28 protein-coding genes and 1 pseudogene are annotated in these 26,625 nt (G+C 43.3%); 12 read left to right on the top strand and 17 right to left on the bottom strand.

The annotated features are described in order from the left end of the window. The first annotated feature begins 82 nt into the window (after positions 1-82). From RMX89_RS12415 to RMX89_RS12405, 3 genes are all read left to right on the top strand, one after another. Positions 83-1,492: a family 2B encapsulin nanocompartment shell protein gene (locus RMX89_RS12415; RefSeq protein ID WP_322689141.1), complete on the top strand. Its 1,410-nt coding sequence runs from the start codon at positions 83-85 to the stop codon at positions 1,490-1,492. A gap of 301 nt (positions 1,493-1,793) precedes the next feature. Then, positions 1,794-3,200, top strand: a complete 1,407-nt coding sequence (locus tag RMX89_RS12410) for a family 2B encapsulin nanocompartment shell protein (RefSeq protein ID WP_322689140.1) — start codon at positions 1,794-1,796, stop codon at positions 3,198-3,200. An 83-nt stretch (positions 3,201-3,283) separates the two neighbouring features. Beyond that, a complete protein-coding gene (locus RMX89_RS12405) occupies positions 3,284-4,837 on the top strand; it encodes an NAD(P)H-hydrate dehydratase (RefSeq protein WP_322682326.1) in 1,554 nt (517 codons plus the stop codon). Between the two features lie 46 nt (positions 4,838-4,883). On the opposite strand, the gene larC is transcribed toward RMX89_RS12405, so the two are convergent. Then, on the bottom strand, positions 4,884-6,170 hold the full coding sequence (gene larC / locus RMX89_RS12400) for a nickel pincer cofactor biosynthesis protein LarC (RefSeq protein WP_322682360.1): 1,287 nt from the start codon (positions 6,168-6,170) through the stop codon (positions 4,884-4,886). A 182-nt stretch (positions 6,171-6,352) separates the two neighbouring features. On the opposite strand from larC, the gene RMX89_RS12395 reads away from it, so the two are divergent. The 3 genes from RMX89_RS12395 to RMX89_RS12385 all read left to right on the top strand — a co-directional run bounded on the left by RMX89_RS12395 (position 6,353) and on the right by RMX89_RS12385 (position 9,525). After that, a complete protein-coding gene (locus RMX89_RS12395; protein ID WP_322682325.1) occupies positions 6,353-7,012 on the top strand; it encodes an L-threonylcarbamoyladenylate synthase in 660 nt (219 codons plus the stop codon). A gap of 405 nt (positions 7,013-7,417) precedes the next feature. After that, positions 7,418-8,638 (top strand): HetZ-related protein, encoded by a 1,221-nt coding sequence (locus RMX89_RS12390; protein WP_322689139.1) that lies wholly within the window; start codon positions 7,418-7,420, stop codon positions 8,636-8,638. A gap of 410 nt (positions 8,639-9,048) precedes the next feature. After that, positions 9,049-9,525 carry a PD-(D/E)XK nuclease superfamily protein gene (locus tag RMX89_RS12385; RefSeq protein WP_322689138.1) on the top strand — a complete coding sequence of 159 codons (477 nt, stop codon included), beginning with the start codon at positions 9,049-9,051 and terminating at the stop codon, positions 9,523-9,525. Here the strand turns inward: RMX89_RS12385 and RMX89_RS12380 are convergent. Further along, positions 9,497-10,354, bottom strand: coding sequence for a DNA adenine methylase (locus RMX89_RS12380; RefSeq protein WP_322689137.1), 858 nt, complete (start codon positions 10,352-10,354; stop codon positions 9,497-9,499). The genes RMX89_RS12385 and RMX89_RS12380 overlap by 29 nt on opposite strands. A 165-nt stretch (positions 10,355-10,519) precedes the next feature. Between RMX89_RS12380 and RMX89_RS12375 the strand changes: the two genes are divergently transcribed. The 3 genes from RMX89_RS12375 (at position 10,520) to RMX89_RS12365 (ending at position 12,592) form a co-directional block, all read left to right on the top strand. Next, positions 10,520-10,726 carry a DUF751 family protein gene (locus RMX89_RS12375; RefSeq protein ID WP_322673395.1) on the top strand — a complete coding sequence of 69 codons (207 nt, stop codon included), beginning with the start codon at positions 10,520-10,522 and terminating at the stop codon, positions 10,724-10,726. Between the two features lie 119 nt (positions 10,727-10,845). Continuing rightward, on the top strand, positions 10,846-11,265 hold the full coding sequence (gene rbfA / locus RMX89_RS12370) for a 30S ribosome-binding factor RbfA (RefSeq protein WP_322682321.1): 420 nt from the start codon (positions 10,846-10,848) through the stop codon (positions 11,263-11,265). Positions 11,266-12,355: 1,090 nt separating this feature from the next. Then, on the top strand, positions 12,356-12,592 hold the full coding sequence (locus tag RMX89_RS12365; protein WP_094347157.1) for a DUF4327 family protein: 237 nt from the start codon (positions 12,356-12,358) through the stop codon (positions 12,590-12,592). A gap of 525 nt (positions 12,593-13,117) precedes the next feature. Here RMX89_RS12365 and RMX89_RS12360 read toward each other — a convergent pair. Both RMX89_RS12360 and RMX89_RS12355 read right to left on the bottom strand, forming a co-directional pair. Beyond that, positions 13,118-13,471 (bottom strand): hypothetical protein, encoded by a 354-nt coding sequence (locus RMX89_RS12360; protein WP_194046709.1) that lies wholly within the window; start codon positions 13,469-13,471, stop codon positions 13,118-13,120. 340 nt (positions 13,472-13,811) lie between these two features. Next, positions 13,812-14,558 carry a 3-oxoacyl-ACP reductase family protein gene (locus RMX89_RS12355; RefSeq protein ID WP_322689136.1) on the bottom strand — a complete coding sequence of 249 codons (747 nt, stop codon included), beginning with the start codon at positions 14,556-14,558 and terminating at the stop codon, positions 13,812-13,814. Between the two features lie 84 nt (positions 14,559-14,642). On the opposite strand from RMX89_RS12355, the pseudogene RMX89_RS34495 reads away from it, so the two are divergent. Then, positions 14,643-14,834 (top strand): annotated as a pseudogene (locus RMX89_RS34495) (TetR/AcrR family transcriptional regulator); the annotation flags it as partial. A gap of 96 nt (positions 14,835-14,930) precedes the next feature. Then, positions 14,931-15,257, top strand: coding sequence for a TetR family transcriptional regulator C-terminal domain-containing protein (locus RMX89_RS12350; RefSeq protein ID WP_322689135.1), 327 nt, complete (start codon positions 14,931-14,933; stop codon positions 15,255-15,257). 520 nt (positions 15,258-15,777) lie between these two features. Here the strand turns inward: RMX89_RS12350 and RMX89_RS12345 are convergent. From RMX89_RS12345 to RMX89_RS12285, 13 genes are all read right to left on the bottom strand, one after another. Next, positions 15,778-16,182: a response regulator gene (locus RMX89_RS12345; RefSeq protein ID WP_322682317.1), complete on the bottom strand. Its 405-nt coding sequence runs from the start codon at positions 16,180-16,182 to the stop codon at positions 15,778-15,780. A 595-nt stretch (positions 16,183-16,777) separates the two neighbouring features. Next, positions 16,778-18,400, bottom strand: coding sequence for a glutamine-hydrolyzing GMP synthase (gene guaA / locus RMX89_RS12340; protein ID WP_322682316.1), 1,623 nt, complete (start codon positions 18,398-18,400; stop codon positions 16,778-16,780). Between the two features lie 228 nt (positions 18,401-18,628). Beyond that, positions 18,629-19,744: a cobalt-precorrin-5B (C(1))-methyltransferase CbiD gene (gene cbiD, locus RMX89_RS12335; RefSeq protein WP_322689134.1), complete on the bottom strand. Its 1,116-nt coding sequence runs from the start codon at positions 19,742-19,744 to the stop codon at positions 18,629-18,631. A 142-nt stretch (positions 19,745-19,886) separates the two neighbouring features. Next, a complete protein-coding gene (locus RMX89_RS12330) occupies positions 19,887-20,264 on the bottom strand; it encodes a clan AA aspartic protease (protein ID WP_322689133.1) in 378 nt (125 codons plus the stop codon). Next, the gene (locus RMX89_RS12325) at positions 20,261-20,533 is read right to left on the bottom strand and encodes a hypothetical protein (protein ID WP_322689132.1); all 273 of its coding nucleotides are present in this window, start codon (positions 20,531-20,533) and stop codon (positions 20,261-20,263) included. The genes RMX89_RS12330 and RMX89_RS12325 overlap by 4 nt, the downstream gene beginning before the upstream one ends. 220 nt (positions 20,534-20,753) lie before the next feature. After that, a complete protein-coding gene (locus RMX89_RS12320; protein ID WP_322689131.1) occupies positions 20,754-21,053 on the bottom strand; it encodes a DUF705 domain-containing protein in 300 nt (99 codons plus the stop codon). Positions 21,054-21,141: 88 nt separating this feature from the next. Further along, positions 21,142-21,480, bottom strand: a complete 339-nt coding sequence (locus RMX89_RS12315) for a DUF433 domain-containing protein (RefSeq protein ID WP_322689130.1) — start codon at positions 21,478-21,480, stop codon at positions 21,142-21,144. A gap of 73 nt (positions 21,481-21,553) precedes the next feature. Further along, on the bottom strand, positions 21,554-21,886 hold the full coding sequence (locus tag RMX89_RS12310) for a DUF5615 family PIN-like protein (protein WP_322682308.1): 333 nt from the start codon (positions 21,884-21,886) through the stop codon (positions 21,554-21,556). Then, positions 21,883-22,107: a DUF433 domain-containing protein gene (locus tag RMX89_RS12305; protein ID WP_292867582.1), complete on the bottom strand. Its 225-nt coding sequence runs from the start codon at positions 22,105-22,107 to the stop codon at positions 21,883-21,885. Before RMX89_RS12305 ends, RMX89_RS12310 begins: the two co-directional genes overlap by 4 nt. An 88-nt stretch (positions 22,108-22,195) precedes the next feature. Continuing rightward, on the bottom strand, positions 22,196-23,047 hold the full coding sequence (locus RMX89_RS12300; protein WP_322689129.1) for a hypothetical protein: 852 nt from the start codon (positions 23,045-23,047) through the stop codon (positions 22,196-22,198). A gap of 175 nt (positions 23,048-23,222) precedes the next feature. After that, positions 23,223-23,519, bottom strand: a complete 297-nt coding sequence (locus RMX89_RS12295) for a hypothetical protein (RefSeq protein WP_322682306.1) — start codon at positions 23,517-23,519, stop codon at positions 23,223-23,225. 34 nt (positions 23,520-23,553) lie between these two features. Continuing rightward, positions 23,554-24,150: a DUF3177 family protein gene (locus RMX89_RS12290; protein ID WP_322673383.1), complete on the bottom strand. Its 597-nt coding sequence runs from the start codon at positions 24,148-24,150 to the stop codon at positions 23,554-23,556. A 479-nt stretch (positions 24,151-24,629) separates the two neighbouring features. Then, complete coding sequence (locus RMX89_RS12285; RefSeq protein ID WP_322673382.1) at positions 24,630-24,875, bottom strand: Calvin cycle protein CP12; 246 nt, start codon at positions 24,873-24,875, stop codon at positions 24,630-24,632. A 363-nt stretch (positions 24,876-25,238) separates the two neighbouring features. Here RMX89_RS12285 and RMX89_RS12280 point away from each other — a divergent pair, with 363 nt between their 5' ends. Further along, positions 25,239-26,471, top strand: a complete 1,233-nt coding sequence (locus RMX89_RS12280) for an FIST signal transduction protein (protein ID WP_322682305.1) — start codon at positions 25,239-25,241, stop codon at positions 26,469-26,471. The last annotated feature ends 154 nt before the right edge of the window (positions 26,472-26,625 follow it).

Raw genomic sequence — 26,625 nt, 5'->3', positions numbered from 1 at the left:
CTTGTCGGTGAGTTAATTCAAGGTCAGTATGCGATCGCGTGAGATCAATTTTTTTAGTAACTAAAAAGTGGAGGATTAAGTTGTGACGTATTCTAACGACCCCAATTTGAATGTAGAAGATCAGCAGCCCCATTTAACTTTAAGTACAGCAGCGGCGCGGAATTTGGCGACAACAGCCAAATCTGCACCGCAAACCCAGGAAATTACATCGCGGTGGTTATTGAAGTTATTGCCGTGGGTGCAGACAAAAGGTGGGGCCTATCGGGTTAACCGTCGGCTGAGTTATTCCGTGGGTGATGGACGGGTGACTTTCACCAACACTGGAGCTGCGGTGCAGGTGATTCCTCTGGAACTTACTGAGTTGCCCTTGCTGCGAGGGTTTAACAACCTTGACGTTTTGATCGGATTAGCAAACCAGTTTGTTCAGCAGGAGTATGCTCCAGATGATGTAATCGTCGAACTTGGTCAGCCTGCCGATCGCGTGATTCTGATTGCTCGTGGTAAGGTAAACAAGATTGGTGTTGGCAAGTATGGCGAGCAGATCGTGTTCGATGTGCTAGCTGACGGCGACCATTTCGGCGATGAAACTGTGGTGCAGTCCGAGGATACTTGGCAGTACACCCTCAAGGCGATTACCAGAACCATCGTTTTGTCGCTACCCCAAGCGGTGTTTGAGAGGGCGATCAATCAGTCTGAGGCGTTGCGAACTCATGTTGAACAGTTCCGCGTTCGCCTGAGCCAGCCACAGACTCCCCAAGGTGAAGCCGCCATTGAACTGGCAGCCGATCATCCCCAAGAAGCTGAGTTGCCGGGAACCTTCGCCGATTACGAACTCACACCGAGAGAATATGAGTTAAGCATTGCTCAAACGGTGTTGCGAGTAAGTACGCGGGTAGCCGATCTCTATAACGAACCGTACAACCAGACAGAAGAGCAACTGCGTCTGACCATTGAGGCATTGCGGGAACGTCAAGAACACGAGTTGCTCAACAACCGCGAATTCGGGTTGCTGCACAACGCTGACCTCAAACAGCGTATCTACAGCAGTAGCGGCGCACCTACGCCCGACGACTTGGACGAACTGTTGGCGACAGTATGGAAGGAGCCGGGATTCTTCCTGGCTCACCCCCGCACGATCGCTGCCTTCGGTCGTGAGGCCAACCGCCTGGGTCTCTATCCACAAAGCGTAGATGTGAATGGCGTTCAGGTCACATCTTGGCGCGGCGTACCTATCTTTCCTTCCAGCAAGATCCCCATCACCAATAACCGCACCAGTTCTATCCTTTTGCTCCGCACTGGTGTAGAAAAACAAGGGGTGATCGGCTTACATCAAACTGGTATCCCCGATGAATACCAACCCAGCTTGTCTGTTCGATTTATGGGCATCAGCGAAAAGGCAATCATCTCCTACCTCGTCACCGCCTACTACTCCGCAGCCGTCCTCACTCCTGACGCACTTGGCATCCTCGAAGATGTTGAAATTGGGCGCTAAATACCAGCAGTGGTGAGTGTTGAGTGGTGAGTGCTGAGTGGTGAGTGCTGAGTGAGTAAAATTAGGGCTGACTAGACCTCTTGCATAAATCAAAAATAAGAAAGAACCCCACCCCGCCAAAGCTACGCTTTGTCTCCCCTCCCCGCTTGCGGGGAGGGTTTGGGGGTGGGGTGTTAGGGACTTTTGCAAGAGGTCTACTGTTGATACTCCGCAAGAAAGTAGGCGGTCTTTTAACTCAGCACTTGGAACTCAGCACTCAGCACTGAATGGCACTTTTATTAATAACTAAGAGGATGAGGTGATGACGGATTTTATTGAATCAAATTTAAATGTTGAGAGTGGACAACCTCAACTGAGTTTGAGTAAAGATGCTGCGCGTAATTTGTCCACAACCACCAAATCTGCACCGCAAACGCAGGAAATTACCTCACGATGGTTGTTGAAGATGTTACCGTGGGTGCAAACGAAGGGTGGGACTTATCGAGTTAACCGTCGGTTGACCTATACGGTGGGTGATGGACGGTTAAGTTTCTCTAACACCGGAGCCGAAGTGCAGGTGATTCCCCAGGAACTTGGTGAGTTGCCCTTGCTGCGAGGATTTGACAACACTGAGGTGCTGAGGGCGTTGGCAAGTCGGTTTGTTCAGCAAGAGTTCGCGCCTGGTGATATCATAGTCCAGTCAGGTCAACCAGCCAATCAGCTTTTCTTGATCGCACATGGCAAGGTGAACAAAATTGGTATTGGCAAGTATGACGAGCAGCCTCTGTTGGATATGCTAGCTGACGGTGATTATTTTGGCGATCGCGTGTTGGTGGAGTCAGAAAGCAATTGGAAGTTTACGGTCAAAGCTGTGACCCGATGCACGGTATTGGCGCTACCACAACAGGCATTTCGAGAACAGCTCAACCAGTCGCCGGCGTTGCAGGCTCAGGTTGAGCAATTTAGGATTCGCGCAGAACTTCCACAAAACAAGTATGGGGAAGCTGCGATCGCGTTGTCAACTGGTCATAGTCAAGAGACGACGTTACCAGGAACATTTGTTGACTACGAACTCTCACCCCGCGAATATCAGTTAAGCATTGCTCAGACTGTGTTGCGAGTAAGTACTCGCGTTGCGGATCTGTACAATCAACCATACAACCAAACGGAAGAACAATTGCGGCTGACGATTGAGGCATTGCGGGAACGTCAAGAATACGAGTTGATCAACAACCGCGAATTTGGATTGTTGCACAACGCCGACCTCAAACAGCGCATCTACACCCGCAGCGGCCCCCCCACTCCCGATGACCTGGATGAATTAGTCACCCGTCGGCGGAAGCCGAGGTTCTTCTTGGCTCATCCCCGCACTATTGCAGCCTTCGGTCGCCAGTGCAACCGTCGAGGCATCTATCCAGACACCATAGACATGGATGGGAGCAAAATAATCACGTGGCGCAATGTACCGATTCTTCCCTGTAACAAGATCCCGATTACTAAGAATCAGACCAGTTCTATCCTTATACTCCGCACTGGTGAAAAAGATCAGGGCGTGATTGGCTTACATCAAACTGGTATCCCGGACGAGTACCAACCCAGTTTGTCTGTCCGATTCATGGGCATCAGCGAAAAGGCCATTATCTCTTACCTCGTTACTGCCTACTACTCCGCAGCTGTCCTCATCCCCGACGCACTTGGCATCCTTGAAGATGTGGAAATCGGTTTGTAACTTTTTTGAGTGGAATATGAGTCAATTTTGGTAGTGTCAAAATAAGAGTTAATACGAAACTCATAACTCACCACTCAAGACTGATGCAAGATAGGCAAGAACAAATTTCGCAAGTGGTAGTGACTGCTGGACAGATGCGCGATATTGAAAAGCGGATCTTTGCAGCGGGAATGCCTGTAGTTGCTTTGATGGAAAAGGTAGCGGGATTAATTGCTCGTCGCATTCCAGAAATTCCTGCAAACACCCCTTTGTTAAGGGAATCTCGTGTGGGAATTCTTGTCGGCCCCGGTCATAATGGTGGCGATGCTTTAGTCGTAGCTCGTGAATTATACTTTCGCGGGTATGAGGTTTGGATTTATTCTCCTTTTTCTAAGCTTAAAGAATTAACTTCGCAGCACTTGCAATATGCCCAGAGTTTGGGCATTCCAATTTATCAAACAATTGAACAACTACCAGATTCTGATTTGTTGATTGATGGCTTGTTTGGATTTGGTTTAGAAAGAAACCTGACCGATCCCATCGCCTCTGCAATTAATCAGCTAAATGAATTATCTATACCGATTTATAGTATCGATTTACCTTCAGGTTTACACACCGACACAGGCGAAGTCTTGGGAACTGCCATTCGCGCCACTCACACATTTTGCTTAGGTTTATGGAAACTCGCTTTCTTCCAAGATCGGGCGTTGGAATATCTCGGTAAAGCTGAGTTAATCGATTTTGATATTCCTTTAGCTGATGTGGAAGCTGTTCTCAAAGATGCACCTAAAATTAAACGTATTACACGAGCAAAGGCACTTGCTACTTTACCTTTACCCCGTCCAGCAGTTACTCACAAATATAAGGAAGGACATTTACTGCTGATTTGCGGTTCGCAGCGCTATGCAGGTGGGGCGATTTTAACTGGTTTGGGTGCTAGGGCTAGTGGTGTCGGGATGCTTTCGATTGCCGTACCCGAATCCTTGAAATCTCTTTTGGTGTCACACTTGCCAGAAGCACTAATTGTCGGTTGTCCAGAAACGGAAAGTGGAGCCATCGCCCACCTACAATTACCACAAAACACCGATCTGAGTTCCTTTAATGCGATCGCTTGTGGCCCCGGTTTAACACGAGATGCTACGCCCATTGTCCAAGAAGCGATCGATAGCAATCGCCCTTTGCTACTCGATGCCGATGGTTTAAATATCTTGGCACAAATGGGAGCGATCGCCACATTAAAAAAACGCCAAGCAGTAAGCGTACTTACACCCCACACTGGCGAATTTGAACGATTGTTTCCTGATGTCGCCGATGCCAAACATGACAAAGTGAAAGCAGTACAGGAAGCTGCCGCCGAAAGTGGGGCGATAGTATTGTTAAAAGGGGCAAGAACTGCGATCGCCAACCCTCAAGGTGACGTTTGGATTGTTCCTGAAAGCACACCTGCCTTAGCGCGTGGCGGTAGCGGCGACGTGTTAACTGGTCTACTGGGTGGATTGTTGGCGCAAACAGCAATGAAGCAGATTCCCGTAGAAGATATTGTGGCAACTGCCGCATGGTGGCATTCCCAAGCAGGTATAATAGCCGCCCAAGAGCGTAGCGAATTGGGTGTAGATGCGTTTACATTGACACAATATTTGCTAAAAACTCTAACTTAGTCAAATTCCTCGTTCCCAGTCTCCGATTGGGAACGAGGAATTGGGATCAGGCATCGATCATCAAATACCAACGCTGTAGCGCCAACTGGTGAATTTCGCGCCAGGGAATATTATGTTTTCGGGCTAAGTCTGCACAATCTTCATATTCTGGCTGCACATTTGCAATAACTTTTTCTGGCGATTGCCCTTTCCATGCTACTTTGACACGCACTTTGCCATATTCCGTTTCCACTTGTTGAATTTCCCGTTGTAAAATGGCGCGTTGCTGAGTTGTGCGCCGAATGCCTAAAGTTGTAGTTTCGCGGAAGATGACAGCTTCACAACTGAGTAAATTTTCTGGATGACAAATCACAGTTAGCAAAATTCCCAGACGCGACTTTTTCATACCGATCGCTTGGGTAAAAACATCCAGCGCACCAGCAGCAAACAACGCCTCAAACGCATAGCCAATCGCTTGTGGATTCAAATCATCAATTTGGGTTTCTAATACCGAGATGGTTTCCAAATTTGAGCTAGTTTCTTCAGAATCACTGAAATTTGACTGCAAACTTGCGCTTTCACCCAACCAGAGGCGTAAAATATTGGGAATGGGTAAATTGATGGTTCCTGCTCCCAATCCTATCTGCTTGATAGCGATCGCAGGTGGTGAACCAAAATCTCTTGCCAAAGTAGTGGCGATCGCGGCTCCTGTTGGTGTTACTAATTCTCTGTCAATGCCATTACTATAAACTGGACAACCCCGCATTTCCCACAGCTTTAATACCGCTGGTACTGGTACTGCCATCTGACCATGTGCAGCCCGAACAGTGCCGCCACCAGTCGGAAACGCCGAGCAGTAAAGTAGGGGCAATCCTTCATCATTGCTCGCAATCCCCAACCAATCCAACCCCAGGCAAGTACCCACAATATCTACGATCGCATCTATAGCACCAACCTCATGAAAATGAACTTTTTCAGGTGCAATGCCATGCACCGCCCCTTCTGCCACCGCTAGCTGCCGGAATACCGCCAAACTCCAAGCTTCTGCCCTTGATGGCAACCCTGCTTTGAGAATCATCTGCTCTATTTCTGGCAAGTGGCGTGTGTGATGGTGACTGTGTTCGCCATCGTGGTGATGGTGATGGCGATCGTGTACTAAATCCACATGGACTTTAGTCGCCTGTTGACCATTCCGTTGGACAAGTTCTGTCCTTAACTGATATTCCTGTTCAATATCCAAACCATTAAGTTTTTCAATTAAATACTCCACAGGAACACTCAAACTTACCAAAGCACCCAGGCACATATCACCAGAAATTCCTGTCGGACATTGAAGATAAGCAATTTTATTCATAATAAATTTGTCATTAGTCATTAGTCATTAGTCATTAGTCATGGGGCATTGGGCATTGGGCATTGGGAATTGATCGATAATTAATAGTTCTTCTTCCCCTGCTCCCCTGCTCCCCTGCTCCTTGGTCACTGAACGTAGCCGAAGTGCTGCTCCCCTGCTCCCCTACTCCCCCTCCCCGTCCTATGGCAAAAATTTTCCCAGTTCATCCGGATAATCCTCAAACTCGCCGAATAGAGGAAATAAAGTCGGCGCTCTCTAGTGGCGCAGTCATGCTTTACCCTACTGATACAGTCTATGCCATCGGTTGTGATTTGAATGCTAAGTCGGCGGTAGAACGAGTGCGGCAAATTAAACAGCTAGCAAACGATAAACCATTGACATTTTTATGTCCCTCGCTTTCAAATGTGGCAACTTATGCCTTCGTAAGTGACACAGCCTATCGGATTATGAAACGCCTGATTCCAGGGCCATATACGTTTTTGCTCCCAGCTACGAAATTAGTACCGCGATTGGTGCAAAGCCCCAAGCGGAAAACTACTGGAATTAGAGTACCAAACCATACTGTATGTTTGGAGTTGCTGGCAGCATTGGGCAATCCGATTATTTCAACTTCAGCACATCTGCCACCAGATGAAGCAGATAATGGCATAGTTCGGATAGATCCAGAAATTGTTCAGTCGCGGGTAGAGCTATTCGATCGTTTGGACAAGTTGGTAGACATAATTGTAGACACTGGTGAAGAACCTACTTATGAAGTATCTACCATCCTGGATATGACCGGAGACGAAGCAGCAATTATACGGAGGGGTTTAGGTTGGGAAGCAGCAGCAGCATGGGTATAAAAATTCCACTTCACAGGCGCACCTTTCCGTTTCGGAAATTGTGATAAAAATAACTCCAGTTTTAAAATTGTCATATTTAAAAGCGATGTCTAGGATGGGCTGTTCGGTGAAACAGTGGATATAAGAGGATGGTGGCAAAACTTGGCACAGTAAGGTATTTGACAACTTTAAGAAAATGGCGGGTACTCTTGTGCCAGCGTTGAGATGGTGGCTTGTGAAGAAAACCGACACATTGCCATAACTGTAACTCTTTCGTATTTCCTATAGTTTTGATATATGAGCTTTAGATGTGAGCATTATATACGGCAAGTCTTGATGGATGAATGCCTAAAGATTCACAAGCCTTGGACAGCCTTGATTGCTGTGTCTGCGTTGTAATTACGGTGCAATACTACTGGAAAAGTCATGAAAGCTAACGTCGTCAATCTACCAAACTCTACACCAATTTTTGAGAACCACGTTTCAACTGAAGAATTTTCACATAGCAGCAGCGATCGCTTGATTCAATTGCTGTCTGAAGAAATGCAAGCGCAAGTGAAAGCAACACCCAAGTGCGTAGAAGCTTTAGCAAAGCGCATAGCCGTAGAAGTAGAACGCATTTGCGATAAAAGCTCCCGCATTCAAACATCTGGGGAAATCAAGTCCTGGCAGATGACGTTGGGAAGGCATCGGATGCAAAAATGCTTACGTTACTACCAACTAGGTTCCAAACAAGGGCGGGTGGAATTACATAGCAATTTGGGTGCTATGGTTTACCGTCATGTAACTGTATCTGGTTCGGAGTTGGGCTTTGATGCTCGTTACAGCCTAATTGAAGATTTTTTACAAGCATTTTATATCGAAGCAATCAAAGCTTTCCGTAGAGAAAACGAACTACCAGAGAATCACACGCCGCGTACTCAGCTGCAATTAGCTGAATACATGGCTTTTACAGAACAGTATGCCAAACGCCGGATCAATTTACCTGGTGGTGCAAATCAGCAATTGATTATCTTGCGGGCCCAAGGTTTTGCTCGTCGTCAGCCCCAAGAAACCACCGTGGATATTGAAATGGCGGTAGAGTCTGCTAAGGGTGAAGAAGCAGAATCTTACCAGCGTAACTCGGCGGTGCAGCAGCTGCGATCGCAAATGATAGCCCAAACTAATTTCGATCCATCTGAAGAATCAGAACGCGATCGCGTCATCACTGAATTGATGAAATACCTGGAGTCTCAAGGTCAATCTGATTGTATGAACTACCTCAGCTTGAAACTTCAAGACCTTTCAGCCCCAGAAATCGACCAAATTCTTGGTTTAACCAGCCGTCAGCGCGATTATCTCCAACAGCGCTTTAAATACCACGTAGAAAAGTTTGCCAAGCAACACCATTGGCAATTAGTACATCAATGGTTAGGCGCGGGTTTAGAGCAAAAACTGGGTTTATCTTCCCAGCAGTGGGAAATTTTTGTAAATCAACTCACAGAACAGCAACAGCAAATATTAGAGTTAAAAACTGCACGGGAAAACGACATTGCGATCGCCAAAGCCATCAAATGCACCCCAAAACAGCTACAAAAGCGCTGGACTCAACTTTTAGAAATAGCATGGTCTATCCGCAACGGTCATACTGAAGCACAAACAGGTTGAAGCCAAAGTGAAATAACTAAAAACCATTATCAAAGCTTATGACTGGGACAAGGAGCGCGAATTTAGCTTATACACCAAGGACAAAATTTCATTAATTCGTAGCGAATTCTTTGCGTACCTCTGCGCTTCCCTCTGCACCCCTCTGCGTTTAAATTTCACCCCTCAATTCGCCGCAATCTTCCACAAATAACTCTTATCTGAATTTATCTAAATTACTAACTCCTTCCTCATCCAAATTATTAATACATTTGTATTTATTTAGTACAAAAATACCAATATTTTCCGATTTTTCACCCATTAATCCAACCTTGTTTACATCAAAATCAAAAATTCATATTAAGCAACTGAACCTTTTCTCGTACTTCTGTGAAATCCTATAATAAGCAGGACTTTTGGCAGAGGGATTGAAGATGGCTCTGACTCAAGGCGGACGGGCAAATAAGTCTGGGAATATTTTAGAAGCAAATGTAGAAGCAATCTTGCATGGGCATAATTATTTCCAAGTAGGGAACTATGTCCAAAAAGAATTTATACTAAATGCTACTTTATTGCCAAAACGTTATGGCAAAGAAGTCTATATTGGAACTGGAATTTATCATACCTATCTGAAGGTTGATTTTTATGTTGTCGGCTCATCTGCAATGCCATCTGGTTTAATTTTTGAGTGCAAATGGCAAGAAAGCCCCGGTTCAGTTGATGAAAAGTTTCCTTACTTGAACATGAATATTCAGCACTATTACCCAGCACCAACTATTGTAATTTTAGGCGGTGAAGGTATGCGAGAAGGCGCAAGCCAATGGCTGAAAGCAAGAGTTAATGATAACCAGAATTTATTAGCAGTTTATAGCTTAGATAGATTCATTGCTTGGGCAAATAAAAATATTTAAAAGATGTAATTAATAGTTCGTCAATCGTGCCTCTATTTTTTATTTTCGAGTTAATTGAACGTGCTGCTTTAATTTTATAGGTTTCAAAATTAATATCAGTATAAATTTTTTTAATAAATTCACTATCAGAATTGCATACCATAACTTTGACACCACGATTTGCTAACTCTGCACAAGTATCTCTTAAAAGTTCTTGGTCTTTTTGACTAAAAGAATTTTGACTATAAGCAGTGAAATAGCTAGTATCACTGATAGGATGGTAGGGCGGATCAAAAAATACAAAGTCATCACTGCTAGTCGCATGATTTAGGACTTCTGTAAAATCTGCTTGTTTAATTTCTGCATGGAAAAGTGCTTCGGAAGCAGCTTTTAGTAAAACCTCAGCACAAATATTGGGATTGTCATATCTGCCTAATGGCACATTGAATTTTCCCTGTGAGTTAACTCGATAAAGACCATTAAAACAAGTCTTATTAAGATAAATTAGACGAGCCGCTTTTTCTATATCAGTACCACTAGAGTTGTTTCGGACACTATAATAATAATCTTTATTATGTTGGATTTTATGCTGTTTTAATAGAGAAATTAATTCTTCGACGCGATCTCTAACACAACAATAAGTGTTAATTAACTCGGCATTAATATCAGTTAAAATGGCTGCACTTGGTTGGAGATAGAAAAAAACAGCACCACCACCTAAAAATGGCTCATAGTAATTTTTATAACTCTTCGGAAAATAAGGAATATATTGCTGTATCAACCGACTTTTACCCCCTGCCCACTTCAAAAATGGACGCGGACTAGTCTCCTTCGAGGCTTGAATAACCATTTACTTACAATTTAACTGAAAATAATTATGACTAAATAAAGCCAATATAACCGACAAGCCAAATTTTAGATTAACTGGCTAATTTTCCAGCCGCATATATTACAATTGAGTAGATAAAGCATATCAAAACAAACGTAAGTATATAACAAGGCAGTTTAAATTCAGATGTTTGACGGATTTTGGGATAACGTTTTTCGCTACCCCCGGTACTTAATTACGATCGTCTTAGGCTTGTTTTTGAACACCTTTGCGCCATTAGTGCCATTGTTGAAACGCCCTATCACCTCGATCGCTATCTTGGGTTTATTTGTGAGCAGCCTAGTCTTCCTTACTTTCACCCTACGGGCAATGCTGGGCTTGAGTCCAATCTAGACTAGCGTTATATCGGGGCTGTGCCCCACAGACGGTTGCTTTTGGCGTTGCTCCCGCTAAGTACTGTCTATTCTGTATCTATTTTTGTCGTACAACCTCTGTGATGAGGCGAAATTTTTATGGCTACAAATCGTCGGGTTTCCCGCGTTGCTGAACTGATCAAACGGGAAGTTAGCCAAATGCTGCTTAACGGAATTAAGGATGACCGTGTTGGTACCGGAATGGTCAGTGTGACTGATGTTGATGTTTCCGGCGACCTGCAACACGCCAAAATCTACGTCAGCATCTATGGTACAGATGAAGCTAAGGTAGAAACAATGGCAGGCTTAAAGTCGGCTACAGGTTATGTCCGCAGCGAACTGGGGGCGCGAGTACGGCTACGTCGTACACCAGAGGTGATATTTCTTGAAGATCGCTCTATAGAACGCGGTAATAAAGTATTAGCACTACTAAATCAACTTAACCACGATCGCCCGCCAGAAAATCTGCAAGCAGTAGAAGACAGCACTGTTCAAAATGATGAAGAATTCTCCGAATAAGTAACTAAAACAACAATGTAACTTCAGAACAATTAATCTCAGCAAATCCGCCAAACACTTTACAGACGTGACTAGATCGCGTCTGTTTTAATGTGAACATAACCTAATTCAGCAAGATACTTTTCTTCTTGTAGGCGAAACAAGGTTTAAACATCAGACTTCTTGGCATTTGTGGGGAAAAGGGGAAGGGTTAAAGGGTAAAGGTATGGAATTTTCCCAAACCCAGTAACCTTTAACCTTTCTCCAACCGGAAAGCAAAAGCTACTTTTGCAAGATGTCTATTCTTCCTTGCTAAAACTCCATTCCTTGATGGGTGGAATATTCACTAATTCTGAAATTCTGACTCCTGTTTATGTATGTCCTGATTATGAATTAGAGTATTACTCGACCCAATACTACTCGCTTTGTGCATTTTGAACTCAGAATTTGGTTTGGGGAAAAGGTTACTGGGGTTGGGTTAAAGGTTTTTTCTTTCCCTTTTCCCTTTAACCGACAAGTATTGTTACTCGACCCTTTTACAGATGTTTTTCAAAAGAAAATTGGATGGTGTTAGTGCTGAAATTAACTAAGAAAATACAGGCTTACTTAAGAAATTGTTAACAGATGCTATAGTTCAAGCCTTCGTACTATACTTTGTCCGTTATGTTTTGCAACAATTTATACCTTAATAACTGACAAATATTATTGTGTTGCTTACCTTAGATGAATAACCCGCAGTTGTAGATCCAGCTTTTAAGGTGATTATTTGATATGTAAGCGATGGCGATATAAACCCTTCCTACCCACCAAATCTTGTCTAAATACAGTAATGGCAAGACTTTCAGACTTGTGGCATCAAAGTCATACAGTTACATAAGCAGGTTAAGTTAACTACTGGGAATTTTTTTTGTAAAGCGGATTTTCGAGTAATGTCAGGATTCGTTGACTTTCTTAACATTTCTTGAGATAATTTCAGGAGATGTAGCGTCAAAATAAAAATAGTTCCGTATAGCAAACTACAAAATCTTAGCCACAAGTCTAATTTCTGTAATGTTTGTTCCTAATTTTTAACGGGAACACTATCGTAAGTGTTAATTTGTGAGTAAAAACCATGAGTGTGAATACGGTGCCTTCTATCAATTACTACTCTCTAGATGTGATTCAAGACGAAGCACGCCGACTGGTGCAAAAGGGAATGGTTAGCCGACAACAGCCAATATATAGCCTCTGCCAATACATTCCAGCGAGAGAGTGGGTTTGCGTTGAATGTGAATTAGAGAAATGTGACTTTTTGTTACGCGATCGCATTGGCGACCTAATTGGTCGCGAACAGTGGGACAACGACTAATCAATGTTTGATGTTGGGTTTGGGATTGGGAGTTTGTTTTTGATGTGTGGATTTCACCATCAACGATTCAACCCTCAATTTAGGGGAATAATCTCTAGTTTTTTGATGAGCATTACTCTATATAGAATCTTGCGTTATTGATTAATACAGAAGCATTTGAGTCTGAATTTATACAACTTTTCAAGTTAAAGAAGGCATCAAAACCATTTGTTCTGTACATTTGGTGTCACGGCTTGAGTTTAGTATGTAAATTCTGTGAAGTTCCTACATCGATCCGATAGAAGTGTAGGAACTTCACTTTTGACTCGCAATTTATGGCATCGCTTCCCTCAAGTAAGTGATAAGCTGCTTGCTGTTCAAAACCAAAATCCGTCTAGAAAAGTTTGCTAAGTCGGGCTAACCGACACCAGTTGCGACAACAAAGGGAACTTCGCCAGCAACTGGCTCAACTTTCACAAAATCCAAAATTTTTATAGTATTTTTTCTGAAAAAATCTCGAAAAGAACAGAAAAATTGGATGAACTATTATCCTACTTGCTCTAAATATTGATTAATGTCTTCAATGATGCGAGTAAGTTCAGCCTCAGTAGTCAAGCGAATGTTGACATTGCGGACAGTCAGCAAAACTTTGGCTGCAAAGGGTGTTGGCCAGATATTAGGATTACAAAAAACTTCTAAAAATACTTCACCCGTATAACGATATTCCAGGGGAGGCTGGGGAGTGACTCTACCACCGCCAGGAGTAGGTTTAGCGGCGATCGCTTTTAGGCGTTCCATCAGTTGATCCGTTGCTGTTTTTAATTCTCGTGCTGCTTGGGGTGAAAAACTGAAGGAGACTGAACCCTCAATCAAGTTCAATGTTAGAGGAATTGAAGACATATTTTTTTGATTAAAACTTCTTGATAAGTACTTATATTACCGGAATAAGGGGTTTGAATCCCACTCTGTAGTTTGCGGTGTCTTCTTCAAAGACCATTATTACCGTTGCGGCTAATTCGTTAGTCTGTCAAGACAAGTATTCTGTCCTGGGTAAATAAGTTTGTAGTAAGTTAGCGCGGTCTTCTCCCAAAGGGAGAGGCTAGCGCCAAGGGGGTTTCCCCCATGAGCGACTAACGAACCCGTTCGCGCATCGTCTTTGTTAGGATGAAGTGCTTACTACGTAACAGGCTTTCATTGGCTTGCAATCACAGTATTATCTGGTCGTTTTGTGACCGCCGAATTAGGCTGTGAAGCCACCATCAATGTTCAGACTCGCACCAGTAACGAAACCGGCTTCTGCACTGGCAAGATAGGAAACCATGTCGGCTACTTCTTCACTCCGACCATAGCGCTGGAGGGCAGTCATACTTCTCATAGTGTCGGCAAAGGAACCCTCCGCTGGGTTCATGTCGGTATCCACCGGGCCGGGTTGGATATTGTTTACTGTGATGTTACGAGGGCCGAGATCGCGGGCCAGACCGCGCGTAAAACTTGCGATCGCACCCTTGGTCAAAGCATAGACGGAACCACCAGCAAATGGCATGATGTCACTGTTGACGCTGCCAATCATAATAATCCGTCCGCCCTCGCCAATATGGCGGACAGCCTCTTGAGTTGCCACAAACACGCCCTTAATATTAACCGCGATGATTCGGTCAAAATCATCTAATGAGAACTCATCGATAGTAGCCAAAGTGGCGATCCCCGCATTGTTCACAAGGATATCGAGACGACCAAAAGCTTTTACAGTCTCGGTGACAGCATTTTTCACCGCTTCAGCGTTGGCACTGTCGGCGCGAATAGCCAAAGCTTGCCCACCTGCTGTTTCGATCGCTTGCACCACCTCATCGGCTTTTTGCGGCGAGCTAGTGTAGGTGAGGGCAACAGCTGCCCCATCCTGGGCGAGACGTTTAGCGATCGCTGCCCCCAAACCGCGTGAGCCACCTGTTACCAATGCCACCTTTCCAGTAAGTTTTTTGTTGCTCATAGTATTCTTTTGTCGTTAAACTTTTGTATCGTCTGGTATAGATATAAAGCATGGGGGTAAGCCTGTCAAGAAATTATTATACTGATGAGTATGAAACAGGAAAAAACCACTGCCGCCATAGGCCGACCCCGCGAGTTCGATACCGATGAAGCGCTCAATCGTGCAATGTATGTGTTCTGGCGCAAGGGTTATCTAGGCACATCCCTCTCGGATCTGACCGAGGCTATGGGCATTAATCGTCCTAGCCTTTACGCCGCCTTTGGGAACAAAGAATCTCTATTTCGCAAAGTGCTGGCTCGCTATGCCGACGGGCCATCAGCTTATCTTCGTGAGGCTCTCAAAGAGCCAACTGCGCGCCAGGTCGCCGAGCGGATGATGCACGGGGTCGTTGACTTGGGAACCAATCCGCACAATCCACCCGGATGTCTCTGGGTTCATGGCACGCTTTCATGCGGAGATCCAGCCGATCCGATTCGGCAGGAATTGTCTGCACGCCGAAAATCGAGTGAAGCTTCTGTGCGTAAGCGTTTCGAGCAGGCGATTTTGGAGGGGGACTTGTCGGCTGATTGCGATCCAGCGGCTCTCGCCCGCTTTGTCGTAACGGTCAATTGTGGAATATCAGTTCTGGCAGCAACCGGAGCTACCCGAACGGAACTCCTGCGGGTTGTGGAGACAGCGTTGCAAGCGTGGCCGCAGTAAAGATAGTGCCTATTTGGTATCACATGGGGAAACTGTCAGATTTCGCTCCTCAAATTTTGACAATTTTCTGAAAAAACTATGAGCTTCCTTATCTTTATCAAATAGTAAATAACACTCATTAAGCCGATCGGTTATTTAGAGGAAATACAGACTACTGATGGTTTTTATAATGCTCGCAAACCTTATAAGTAGCGATCGCTCATAAACAAAGAAAAAGAAAACTCATTTTTAGTCTAGAATCTTTGTCAAACATAACATCGTTTCAAATCGAGCAGATAGAAAAATGAGAGAGTATACAGATAAATAAACTAACAGACTTAAATAGATAATTGTTTATTTATTTTTAATCAAAGGTAAATTTTAGTTAATGTCTAAATGAGAAAATTTCCATCTAAGTACGATCGGGTTTACACTCAAACAAACTTATAACTCTCAAATAACCAATTCACTTTTAGATGAGGAACATGAGGCAGATAAGGCAAATAACAAATAAAAACCGACAAATGACTGCATTTTTGTGTTAATTCTTATAAGAAGCAACCAAATCTGCGACGATCGCAACTAGTTCTCCGGGATCGACTGGTTTAGGCACATGAGTTTGAAAACCCGCTTCCAAAGCACGGCTACGATACTCGCTATCACCATAAGCAGTTAAAGCGATCGCGGGAATTTTTCCATAAATATCAGGCTTTAGTGCTCGGATCTTGCGGATCAGGGTATAGCCATCTTCATCAGGCATTGCAATATCACAAATCAAGACATCTGGTTGCAACTCAGGTAATACTTTCAATGCTACCGCTGCCGATGCAACTGCCATAATGGTGGCTCCATCAGCTTCCAACACAGTAGTAATGTAAAAGCGGCTATCATCATCATCATCAACTACGAGGATGTTTAAGCCAGCAAGGGGAAGAGCAGGTTCCATAACATCTCCATTAATGTTGATCGAATGAAATGTATTTCCAATGAGCTGCTTATTTTTTCTCTATCACCATACCATTGGTAATTTTACTGCGATCGCGCCTATTTTCCTAGAATATAACTCAATTTGTCTAGTCACCATTTAATTGATACTTAATTATTCACTGGTATTTATAATTATTGACCGGATAAAATTATGTTATTGTTTAAATTCCTTTACATTAAAAAATTAACTTTAACTATTCGTTAAAGTTTAAAAATAATCTTGCTAACTACTGACTACTTTATTACTAACAGGTTTGGATTCAATACTCTTCGGATAAACCCAATAATCTCTTTTTTGGTCTGGGGAAAGGTTAAAGGGCAAAGGGGGAAAGGTAAATTCAAACCCTTTCTTTTTCTCCTTTTACCCTTAACCGAAAAGTATTAGGTTTGGATTTTGATGGAGCTTGAAAAAAGTCAAAAAAATAGACAATGCCGAATCTTAAAACTAGTCAGGTCGGCATTATCATTTTTAAATCAATACAGTTCAAATCAGCTCAAAACCTAGATGTAGAGACGCAATTTCTCGCATCTTTAAAGACCAACTCAAAGCTTGATTACTCCCATTCAATAGTTCCAGGTGGCTTAGAGGTGATGTCATAAACCACGCGATTCACCCCTTTTACCTCATTCACAATTCGAGTAGAAATCACTTCCAAGACATCATAAGGCACTCTTGCCCAATCAGCAGTCATGCCATCTTCACTGGTAACAATCCGCAAAACAATGGGATAAGCGTAAGTACGTTGATCTCCCATAACGCCAACACTACGAATTGGCAGCAATACAGCAAATGCTTGCCAGAAGTCATGATACATACCGCGTTGGTTAATTTCTTGCCGCACAATCAAATCAGCATCGCGCAAAATATTTAACCGCTCAGATGTAACTTCCCCCAGAATCCGAATTGCTAAACCAGGCCCAGGAAAAGGTTGTCGTTGAACAATTTCTTCTGGTAAACCAATGGAACGCCCAAGTTTGCGGACTTCATCTTTAAATAGTTTCCGCAGTGGTTCCACCAATTTAAATCTTAGGTCTTTGGGCAAACCGCCAACATTGTGATGACTCTTAATTTTCACCGCTACCCGCTCACCAGTTTGGGGATCGACGTTGGTGTCCGCAGATTCAATCACATCTGGATAAAGAGTTCCTTGAGCTAGATAGTCAAAGTGACCGAGGCGCTTGGATGTTTCCTCAAATACACTGATAAATTCGTGTCCGATGCGGCGGCGTTTTTCTTCTGGATCTGTGATTCCAGCAACTTTAGCCAAAAAGCGATCGCGGGCATTAACATATTCAACAGGAATGTGAAACTGTTCTTGAAACAGCTTTACCAATCGCTCTGGCTCATATTTTCGCATAAAGCCTTGATCGATAAACACGCAAGTCAGTTGCTCGCCAATCGCTTTGTATAGCAAGAAAGCTAGGGTAGAAGAATCCACTCCACCAGACAGCGCCAATAGTACCCGTTTTTCACCAACTCTGGCGCGAATTTCTCGAATTGCTTCTTCGACAAAAGCCGCTGTTGTCCAAGTGGGTTCACAATCGCAGATATGGTAGACAAAATTACGGATTAATGCTAGACCACCAACAGAATGCACCACCTCTGGATGGAACTGAACGCCGTAAAGTTTCTTTTCGTGATCGGCGATCGCAGCACAGGGAGTATTTTCTGTATGTGCTAGCAATTCAAACCCTGATGGCATTTGGATAACTGAGTCTCCATGACTCATCCACATGGTAGTGCCATCTTCAACATTAGTAAGCAAATCTGTAGGGTCGTCAATATATAATGAGGCTTTGCCGTATTCACCTCGATCGGCCTTTGCCACTTCCCCACCAAGTTGGTTTACCATCAACTGCATCCCATAGCAAACACCCAAAATGGGTATTCCCAAATTCCAGATTTCTGGGTCACAATGGGGAGCGTTATCACCATAAACTGAACTTGGCCCACCTGAGAGAATTATTCCCTTGGGATTAAGTTGGCGCAAATGTTCAGAAGTAGTGCGATAGGATAAGACTTCCGAGTATACTTGAGTTTCGCGGATGCGACGGGCAATCAACTCAGAATATTGAGAGCCAAAATCCAAAATTACAATCAATTGGCGATCGAGCCGCCCAAAAGTTTCCAATGTTTGGGGCGCTTGTTCTGTTGGTAGAGTCACCGCTGTATTCATGACGGGAGTGTTATATCTGTTAAGGATAAATAGATGCTTTGTGGTTTATGGTGATGCTATTATCCAGCCTGGATAGGCTGATAATGGTATAGAAAGCCTTGACAAACGCTAGTTTACGTGCATTTGTCAAACCCCGGAGTTGGAGATGGTATTAAAACGATAAATCTACCCTAGAGTGGTTACTTAAAGGATTATTTTTTTGGATTGTTTACGATTATTCATAATAAATTAACATAATTTTCCGATCAACAGACCAGCAGTTTTACTCTTCACGATAATTTTGCGATCGCGATCGAAGAGAATAGAGCCACAGACTGTTACTTTTTTGCCGCTTTCGCTATGGCTTTGAATGTATTCTTGGGAACGAACATCGATAGTTTCGGCGATCGCACTGTAAACTTTATTTACCCAATCACTACCAGTTGCAGCATCTAGGGATTTTAGGTATGTTAGTGCTGCTTCGGCGGTTGCACTGTTAAACACAGCTTGGATATCTGGTGATTTTAAACCTGCGATCGCACAGTGCGCTGACAAAATTTCTCGCCGTCCATCAGCCAAGTAATGATGGGTATGAAAAATCCCGCCAGCCAGCTTTATCAGCTTACCGTGATAGCCAAATAATAAGATTTCTTTTACACCCAGCACATCAGCTTCTACTAACATTGGGCCGAGCCAGTTAGCAGTTTTGACTAATTGTTCGGGATTAATCCCTAGTTTACGCGCCAAATCTAGGCCATTCTCCCCGATACAGAATACTAAAGTTTCAAAACGACTGGCTTTATTTTGTAATTCCGCTCGAAAAACGGCAAGCTGATCTGGTGTACTTAAGGATTGAGAAATACCAGTTGTGCCTAAAAGCGAAAGTCCTTCAACCACACCAAAGGCAGAATTTGAAGTCCGAACAGCAAGCGATCGCCCTTCGGGTAAAATAATCGTCACCGTGATTTTTTCCCCCGGTGCTAGTATCCGTTGCAAATTCTCTTGCAACAGCTTTTGAGCATAAGCATAAATAGCCGGCTTGTCATCAGCATTTAATTGCCTACCAATACCTTCTCCACCTTTAATAATTACTGCATCATCACCCTGTTCGCGCCATTCCACCAGCGCCCAAATCGGTGTATCTTTAGTCAAATCGAGATTATCACCAGGATCGCTGCGAGCGATCGCTAAAGCTGTATTCTCAGACAGTCCTGCTACCTGTTCAATGGGGATTTCTGCGATTTGAGCGGGTTCAATCAAATCTATAGATGCTAAAGTTAGGGTTTTGCGATCGCGTAACCAGTGTAAAGCTGCAATAGCAGCAGCGCAGGCAAAGACGGGAAGTGTGTATCCAGAACGGGACATTTTTTAAATTTAAAAATAAAAATAATTCTTCAAAAATAAAGACAGTTTCAGATGGCAATTGAGACATCAGTTGTAGCTTACTTCCTTTAGGGTAAAGTTCCCTCTTTACCTCCCTCAATACGGTCGGCGTGCAATGGGCAATTTAGACCGTGTTTACTTTGCTGAGTTCAACGCGACCGCCTTCAAATACTTGCACCATTAGCTGATAACCCTCCATCAGGGACATCCCGACGAGTGGTTCTGAATCAGCCTCATCGACCGGGATTGTCAGAATATCTTCATCCCAAACTAAAACTGCTTCATAGACATTGAAAACGCATTCACTCCCATCTCCAAGAATGGCTCGTCCTCGCCTCTTCCATCTCAGATTCAACTGAGCCATCAAATCTGGAGGCAGTGAAAGCCAACCATTAAAGCCTGTGTCCACAATCGCATCTTGTGTGTAAATTTTGCCATCGGAACCACAAACTGAAAGTGAAATAATCGGTTCAAAATCCGCGTTAACTATTCCGGCGATCATATGGCTTTTTTCACGCGTCCGCCGAATCGACGAACATAGCGAGAACCAATGCGGACAATCCAGATTTGAGCGTCTGGGTGACGGGCTTCGAGGCGATCGCAAGCAGCTATTTCACTAGCATCTACTTCAAAAGCTCCGGTTTCGATGTCAATCGCCACAATCTTGCCATGATTATCTGCTTCAACCTGTGAGCGCACCTGAGATTCATAAATCTCATCGCCACGTCGAGCGAATTCTTCTTTGCCGTAGCAGGGTTGGCGAACTGTCATAGAAATAGCCTCGTGTTCACGCCTCTAATTTTTTTATTTTAGGCTAGGGGCTTTTCGCTTCGCTCAGAGCCTACGGTTAGATAAAGCCAAGCCACATCTCCTCATCTTGCCAGTCAACATATTGTTTGGTTGTCATAGGGTGAATGACTTATGAGCTTTTCCAACTATGCCAACCATCTTATCAAACTGGGCGATCGCTCTATCACAGTCGTCCACAGTCCTACTCACTGAGCAAACTGTTAGCCTGCAATGGATACACATGACGTAAGCTTCGCCAAGCCGGAAATGGTTGATCGTCAATCATTGCTTCTGGCTTTGGGAGATAACCAGCGAAGCAATCCTCTAGTCCAAACTCCTTTGCTGAAGCACAAGCATAATCACTGCCTCCACTGCTCCAGCAGTACAGTACTGATCCTTGCGCCTTTAACTGTCGAACTACTTCAATGACACTGGGTATTGGAATTCGTTTCGTTCCAACGGAGCGAACAAGAGTGTCATCGACATCAACAAAAATGACCACAGTTGAATTTTCTGTGCTAAAGCTTGATTTTACTTAAGGAATAATCCTCTAACAACCGTATTATCAAAGTTTTCATCAGCAAGGAATTTTAACATGCTTCCTGTGCTGCTTGGCGGGCAAGCAAGCGATCGCGTAAGCCTTGTGGGTCAAAATTCCCTTGATTTATTGCCCGAATCTCTTGTGATTGCTGCTGTCGCTGTTGCAAGTAGGCTTCTACTTCCGGTTGATGATTGAGGTAGAAGGCGATCGTAGCGTAAACCTCAGCCAAATTGAGCGACGGATAGCGATAAACAATTTCCTCTGCTGTCGCGCCTTGCTTAAAGACAGCAACCACAGTGTCCAATGTGACGCGGGTTTTACTGACGAGAACTACCCCATCCTCATTCGATTTTAGAGGAGCAACTTCAGGCATAATTGATAGTGTCATGAACGTCTTGCAATTCCATAAATTAATCAAAATAGCTGATTTCGATGTAGACGGCTTCGCTCATATTTTCAACCTACGCTAACACCAAAATGCTTTCTACTTCGCTATCTCCAAACTGGCTGATTATACCAAAGTTATCTCGCAGGATTTGGACAACTTTAGAAGTTGGGCTGTTGCCAATACGGAGATAAATAAATTTAGGTGGATGACCATATAGAAGACTGCGCTGATGAAAATCAGAATCTTTGGAAGCAATTACAAAATCGTGTACTTTAGCGTACTCCCAGATAACCACATCGTCTGTGTTGATTAACCCTAAAGTTTTAACGTGTACTGAATCAGGATACAAATCTACAATCCGTGAAATAATTCGATCAGACAAATTTTCGTCTAGAAGCAGTTTCACAGGGATACCACAAATAACTTCTTCTCACGATCAGCAGCAAAAGCTAGACACGCTTTAATGTCTTCGGAAGTTAATTCCGAAAAATCCTCTAGGATTTCTGCTTCAGTCATTCCACCAGCAAGATATTCCAAAATATCATAAACAGTGATTCGCATTCCCCGGATACAGGGTTTACCACTGCGTTTTCCAGGTTCGATCGTAATAATGTCGTGATAATTCATAAAAAAGTACATAACCTTTCTTTGGCTTTCACAGATCACTCTTGGTCCGTCGGCTCCAACGCAGTATTAGTCTGCTGAAAGAACATCGTTAAACTGCCCATACAAATACCCGATACACTAATCCATTACTGAGAATATATAGCGAACCTCCTCTGCCTACAACACTTTCCGCAATAATTGTTTGTCCTGCCTCATCTGTAAACTTGAGTTGTTTGAGTAGTTTGACCTTGCCATTGTTGTTCAGAGAAAACAAATCATACGTATCTCGATCGCTATATCCTCCACGAAATAAGGCTCGATTTCCAGAAACAGCAAAACCATCACTGCCCGAAATAGGCATATTCCACACTGACTGAATTTTATTATGATGTAAATGAACGAGTGGAAATTCTGTGTAATAGTACAACCAGACATCTGTATCAGATTCCACATTTAATGCATAACAATCACAAATGGAATCTAAGCCATCCGTTGGCTGAAAATCGTATATTTTATTTCCCGTTGAATCCCATGCAACAAGCCCAGACGATCCAATTGGCTCATCCCAACTAAAATTCCCGAAAACTCCTTCATCAAAAAAACTAGTCCAAATGGTTCCGTTTGAAGTTGCTTGAACAGATTGGATGCCATCGCCAAGCAGGATTTCTCGACTAAATTTTCCACCAAGGCTATAAATACGACCGTTTCTTTCAAAATCATTCGGACTTTTGTAATGAGAACGGGCACATACAAGCAGTATCTCTTTTGCAGGAAGAGGTTGAATATCGTGAATGTTAAATTGTTCTTCTGCAATATCGATGTCGAGTGTTAGCCTATCTTCTTGAAAGGCAATTATGCGGTAACGCTGCGGAGTATCTGGAGTCGTTTTTGCAAAGCTTGCCCATCCTGGCTGTTCAGTCCGGTAATCGAGTGGTTTAACAGCAAGCACGACATAGACCATTTCATCGAAACCAACATTGAATGCAACAATGTTTCCGTCGGTTACAACGGAATTCAATTCAGCAATAGGTGATAGCGGAAGCATTTTTTGCAACTGGCGATGGTCACTGAACTAAAATAATGACAGAATTGAGTAAGTCTTTCGGCAAAATTAAGAATTACGAATTAGTAATTAGTCAAACATCTACTTCTGATAATAGAGCTTCCATCGCTTCCCAAGAAATTCCTTGTTGAATATAACGGGGTGCTTCAGGATTGTAAGGACTGGCTACTCGGTCAATATTGAGGATGTTTGCCCCATCTGGTAGGACTGGTACATCTGCATCAAATGCTGTAGGGCGCATCAAAGAACTGGAAAAGCCTTTGAAAATAGCAATTGTATCTTGCTCATCGGCAATTTCCACCGTTACAATTAGGACTTCTTGAGGGCGTTTAGCGGTGTATTGTTCCAGTCGCTTACCAATGGAATTCATGTTTTTAAGAGTAGGTTAAGTGGCACAGCGATAGTTACTGTGGTGTGGCTGAACGTCCCTGCTTGCCCAGCTTAATCAAAACAAAATAGCTTAAATAAAGCACATAAATTACTAAACTAGTTATGCCAAGAAAACCTAAAAACTCAGCCTTGCTGTTAGCATGAAAATATTCTTTGAATAGTAACGGAGCCTCAAACCAGACACGACAATAGGGAGTCTTCAGCATATTGCCAGAAAAAGCACAACCCAAAAAAGGTATAAATGCTAATGCGCCCAAAAAGCAATAAACAGTTGTCGCCCAGCGCCAAGAAGTAAAAATCAATTTCAAAGAACCACTGGTTTGATACTCAATTTCATCGTTGATATCCACCCAAAACCACAGCGATATCGGGATCAAAATCTGAGCTATTAACCCAGAGATAAAGCTAACTGGATACTGGGCAATCATTAAGTAAACCGTGATTGCCACCAAGCTTGATACTCGCCAGTATATAGCCAATAAGCGTTGTATGCCTTCTGCTTTTTGTACAAATGCCCAAATCAGCAGAATTAGCGGAATAATTACCAAGAATAATACTGCCAGTCGGTAATCAATCCAGACGAAAGGTCGAAACCAAATATCATAGTCCATATTTTTTCTCAAACAATAGATAAAAAGAAGTCAGGAGTATGAATAAGGTAAGTGCGATTTTATACCACTACCTGAATGTAGACTGCTAAATAAGGCAGGGGTATTAAACCCTTTTATTCAGGAGTCAGTCGGACTCCAATTCATCCTGAATTCTTCTTGATAATAGTTTATTGAATCTCGTATGACTAGAAGTCACGAGTATTACAAAAAATTTATAGGGGCGTACAGATGTACGCCCCTAGTGCCAATTAATTGGTTGTTTAATTTATGAAAATCGCAACTTATCCCTTTGGAAGAAGCCTATTGATTCAAATAAGGAATTTATTTTTTGTTTCCACGGCTAAAATCAGTAGCTCCAAATAAAACGCTTGTGAGTGGAGGACATTGGTAAGTTTCCACGTCCTCTACTCTGGGCGTCTTCTTTAGTCAATGCTGGTTGTTTGCTAACCAAGCAACATAAAATCCAGTTACCTCAATTTCTAGTCGTCGTAAACGCGGCATTCAATGGCATCTGGGTTGTCATCACAATACTGTTCTAGAGAATTTTTTGGCTTGCTTTGGCGCTTGTGGGAAGCTTCGGCTTGTAATTCTTCTACTGCATCCCAAGCAGCAGCACACTCTGGTGAGTTGCTACCGTTAATATCACAGACAGTACGCGCTTGTTCCACTTCTTGTTGGATTTGCTCTTGGATGTCGCTTTTTGCTGTTTCTTGGATGTTGGTCATTGCTTTAGTCTCGTTATGTGTTGTTAATACTAGTATAGAAAATGGCAGGTTTTCGCTTGATTAATAACCATTCTAACCATTTAGCCGATGGTAAGTTAGTTTTTTAGCCATTGATTTATAACCAATACAGCAAGCTACTCTATCTATAATGCATTTATCTTTATTTTTTAAGATTTTGTGGAATTAGTAGCATAGATAAATAATCATACAATATATTTAGATGCCTATATTAGGGAATGACAACTCTAGCTTCTTGGGATGGAGGAGACAAAGGGCTGGCATCAATTATTGTAAGATGCAATTCTTCCCAAAATAAAAAGTCAAAATCTACTAGCCTAAAATAGAGAAAGAAGCTCAAAATTCATGGCAGACCAAATGCAGTGGGCAAATGCCCTATCAACCCGTCATTCTCTGGAAGCCGCTGTTACAGATGTGGTGGAACGAGCTGTTTCATCGTTAACAGCACCTGCGGATTTAGGACTGGTATTCATTTCGTCTGCTTTTACGAGTGAGTATTCCCGACTGTTACCCTTGTTAGCTGAGAAACTTTCTGTGCCTGTGCTAATTGGCTGTAGTGGTGGTGGTGTAATTGGGACGACAGTTAGCGGAGAAACCCAAGAATTAGAAGCTGAACCAGCTATTAGCTTGACTTTAGCACACCTTCCAGGGGTGAAGATTCAAGTTTTTCATGTTGTTGCTGAAGAATTACCTGATTTAGATAGTTCTCCAGATGCTTGGGTTGATTTGATCGGTGTGCCAGCATCACCGACACCGCAGTTTATTTTGCTGTCTAGTTCTTTCGCCTCTGGAATCAACGATTTGTTGCAGGGGCTGGATTTTGCTTATCCAGGATCGACGATCGTCGGGGGACAGGCTAGTGGTGGAGGTATGGGTGGTCGTGTTGCCCTTTTTTGTAACGATACTAACGGTGAGGAACAGCAAAACTTGTATCGTGAGGGCACTGTTGGTATAGCTTTGACTGGCAATATTGTTTTGGAAACGATTGTCGCCCAAGGATGCCGACCGATTGGCAAGCCATTGCAAGTTACAAAAGCCGATCGCAATATCATTCTAGAGTTAGATGAGCAAGTGCCTCTAGTGGTGTTGCGAGATTTGATTGCTAGTCTCAGCGAACAAGAACGGATTTTAGCACAGCATTCTCTGTTTGTTGGTGTGGCAATGGATGAATTTAAGCTGGCTTTGCAGCAAGGAGACTTTTTAATACGTGGTATTCTTGGAGTCGATCCAAATGCAGGGGCGATCGCAATTGGCGATCGCGTTCGTCCTGGTCAAAGGCTGCAATTCCATCTACGCGATGCCCAAGCCTCTGCTGAAGACCTCGAATTACTCCTCCAAAGTTATCAACATCAACGAGAATCTGAACCCTCGGCTGTAGCTGCTTTGATGTTTTCTTGTCTGGGACGAGGTGAAGGACTCTATGGTAAACCTAACTTCGATTCTGAATTATTTCAGCGCTACCTTAACGATATTCCTATAGGTGGCTTTTTCTGTGGCGGTGAAATCGGCCCTGTTGGTGGCAGAACCTTTTTACACGCCTACACCTCAGCATTTGGAATTTGTCGCCAAAATCAGTAATGAGTTTGTCATTTGTCGTTTGTCATTTGTCATTGGGCGTTGGTTATTATTATTCCCTTCTGCCTTGCGTCAGCCCTAATAATTACGTGTTCAACCGGACTTGATATAACTCCTCACTCCTAATTCGGCAATTTGAGATTTTGGCCGCACCTTT

This window comes from Nostoc sp. DedSLP04, from assembly GCF_034530775.1.
Taxonomy (GTDB): domain Bacteria; phylum Cyanobacteriota; class Cyanobacteriia; order Cyanobacteriales; family Nostocaceae; genus Nostoc.
This window is presented reverse-complemented; position numbering and strand designations above follow the sequence as displayed.

Bases quoted from the DNA above. Each gene is read 5' to 3' on its own strand.
- RMX89_RS12410 (WP_322689140.1), top strand. From the start codon at position 1,794: ATGACGGATTTTATTGAATCAAATTTAAATGTTGAGAGTGGACAACCT.
- RMX89_RS12405 (WP_322682326.1), top strand. From the start codon at position 3,284: ATGCAAGATAGGCAAGAACAAATTTCGCAAGTGGTAGTGACTGCTGGA.
- larC (WP_322682360.1), bottom strand. From the start codon at position 6,170: ATGAATAAAATTGCTTATCTTCAATGTCCGACAGGAATTTCTGGTGAT.
- RMX89_RS12395 (WP_322682325.1), top strand. From the start codon at position 6,353: ATGGCAAAAATTTTCCCAGTTCATCCGGATAATCCTCAAACTCGCCGA.
- RMX89_RS12390 (WP_322689139.1), top strand. From the start codon at position 7,418: ATGAAAGCTAACGTCGTCAATCTACCAAACTCTACACCAATTTTTGAG.
- RMX89_RS12385 (WP_322689138.1), top strand. From the start codon at position 9,049: ATGGCTCTGACTCAAGGCGGACGGGCAAATAAGTCTGGGAATATTTTA.
- RMX89_RS12380 (WP_322689137.1), bottom strand. From the start codon at position 10,354: ATGGTTATTCAAGCCTCGAAGGAGACTAGTCCGCGTCCATTTTTGAAG.
- RMX89_RS12375 (WP_322673395.1), top strand. From the start codon at position 10,520: ATGTTTGACGGATTTTGGGATAACGTTTTTCGCTACCCCCGGTACTTA.
- rbfA (WP_322682321.1), top strand. From the start codon at position 10,846: ATGGCTACAAATCGTCGGGTTTCCCGCGTTGCTGAACTGATCAAACGG.
- RMX89_RS12365 (WP_094347157.1), top strand. From the start codon at position 12,356: ATGAGTGTGAATACGGTGCCTTCTATCAATTACTACTCTCTAGATGTG.
- RMX89_RS12360 (WP_194046709.1), bottom strand. From the start codon at position 13,471: ATGTCTTCAATTCCTCTAACATTGAACTTGATTGAGGGTTCAGTCTCC.
- RMX89_RS12355 (WP_322689136.1), bottom strand. From the start codon at position 14,558: ATGAGCAACAAAAAACTTACTGGAAAGGTGGCATTGGTAACAGGTGGC.
- RMX89_RS12350 (WP_322689135.1), top strand. From the start codon at position 14,931: ATGATGCACGGGGTCGTTGACTTGGGAACCAATCCGCACAATCCACCC.
- RMX89_RS12345 (WP_322682317.1), bottom strand. From the start codon at position 16,182: ATGGAACCTGCTCTTCCCCTTGCTGGCTTAAACATCCTCGTAGTTGAT.
- guaA (WP_322682316.1), bottom strand. From the start codon at position 18,400: ATGAATACAGCGGTGACTCTACCAACAGAACAAGCGCCCCAAACATTG.
- cbiD (WP_322689134.1), bottom strand. From the start codon at position 19,744: ATGTCCCGTTCTGGATACACACTTCCCGTCTTTGCCTGCGCTGCTGCT.
- RMX89_RS12330 (WP_322689133.1), bottom strand. From the start codon at position 20,264: ATGATCGCCGGAATAGTTAACGCGGATTTTGAACCGATTATTTCACTT.
- RMX89_RS12325 (WP_322689132.1), bottom strand. From the start codon at position 20,533: ATGACAGTTCGCCAACCCTGCTACGGCAAAGAAGAATTCGCTCGACGT.
- RMX89_RS12315 (WP_322689130.1), bottom strand. From the start codon at position 21,480: ATGACACTATCAATTATGCCTGAAGTTGCTCCTCTAAAATCGAATGAG.
- RMX89_RS12305 (WP_292867582.1), bottom strand. From the start codon at position 22,107: ATGAATTATCACGACATTATTACGATCGAACCTGGAAAACGCAGTGGT.
- RMX89_RS12300 (WP_322689129.1), bottom strand. From the start codon at position 23,047: ATGGTCTATGTCGTGCTTGCTGTTAAACCACTCGATTACCGGACTGAA.
- RMX89_RS12295 (WP_322682306.1), bottom strand. From the start codon at position 23,519: ATGAATTCCATTGGTAAGCGACTGGAACAATACACCGCTAAACGCCCT.
- RMX89_RS12290 (WP_322673383.1), bottom strand. From the start codon at position 24,150: ATGGACTATGATATTTGGTTTCGACCTTTCGTCTGGATTGATTACCGA.
- RMX89_RS12285 (WP_322673382.1), bottom strand. From the start codon at position 24,875: ATGACCAACATCCAAGAAACAGCAAAAAGCGACATCCAAGAGCAAATC.
- RMX89_RS12280 (WP_322682305.1), top strand. From the start codon at position 25,239: ATGGCAGACCAAATGCAGTGGGCAAATGCCCTATCAACCCGTCATTCT.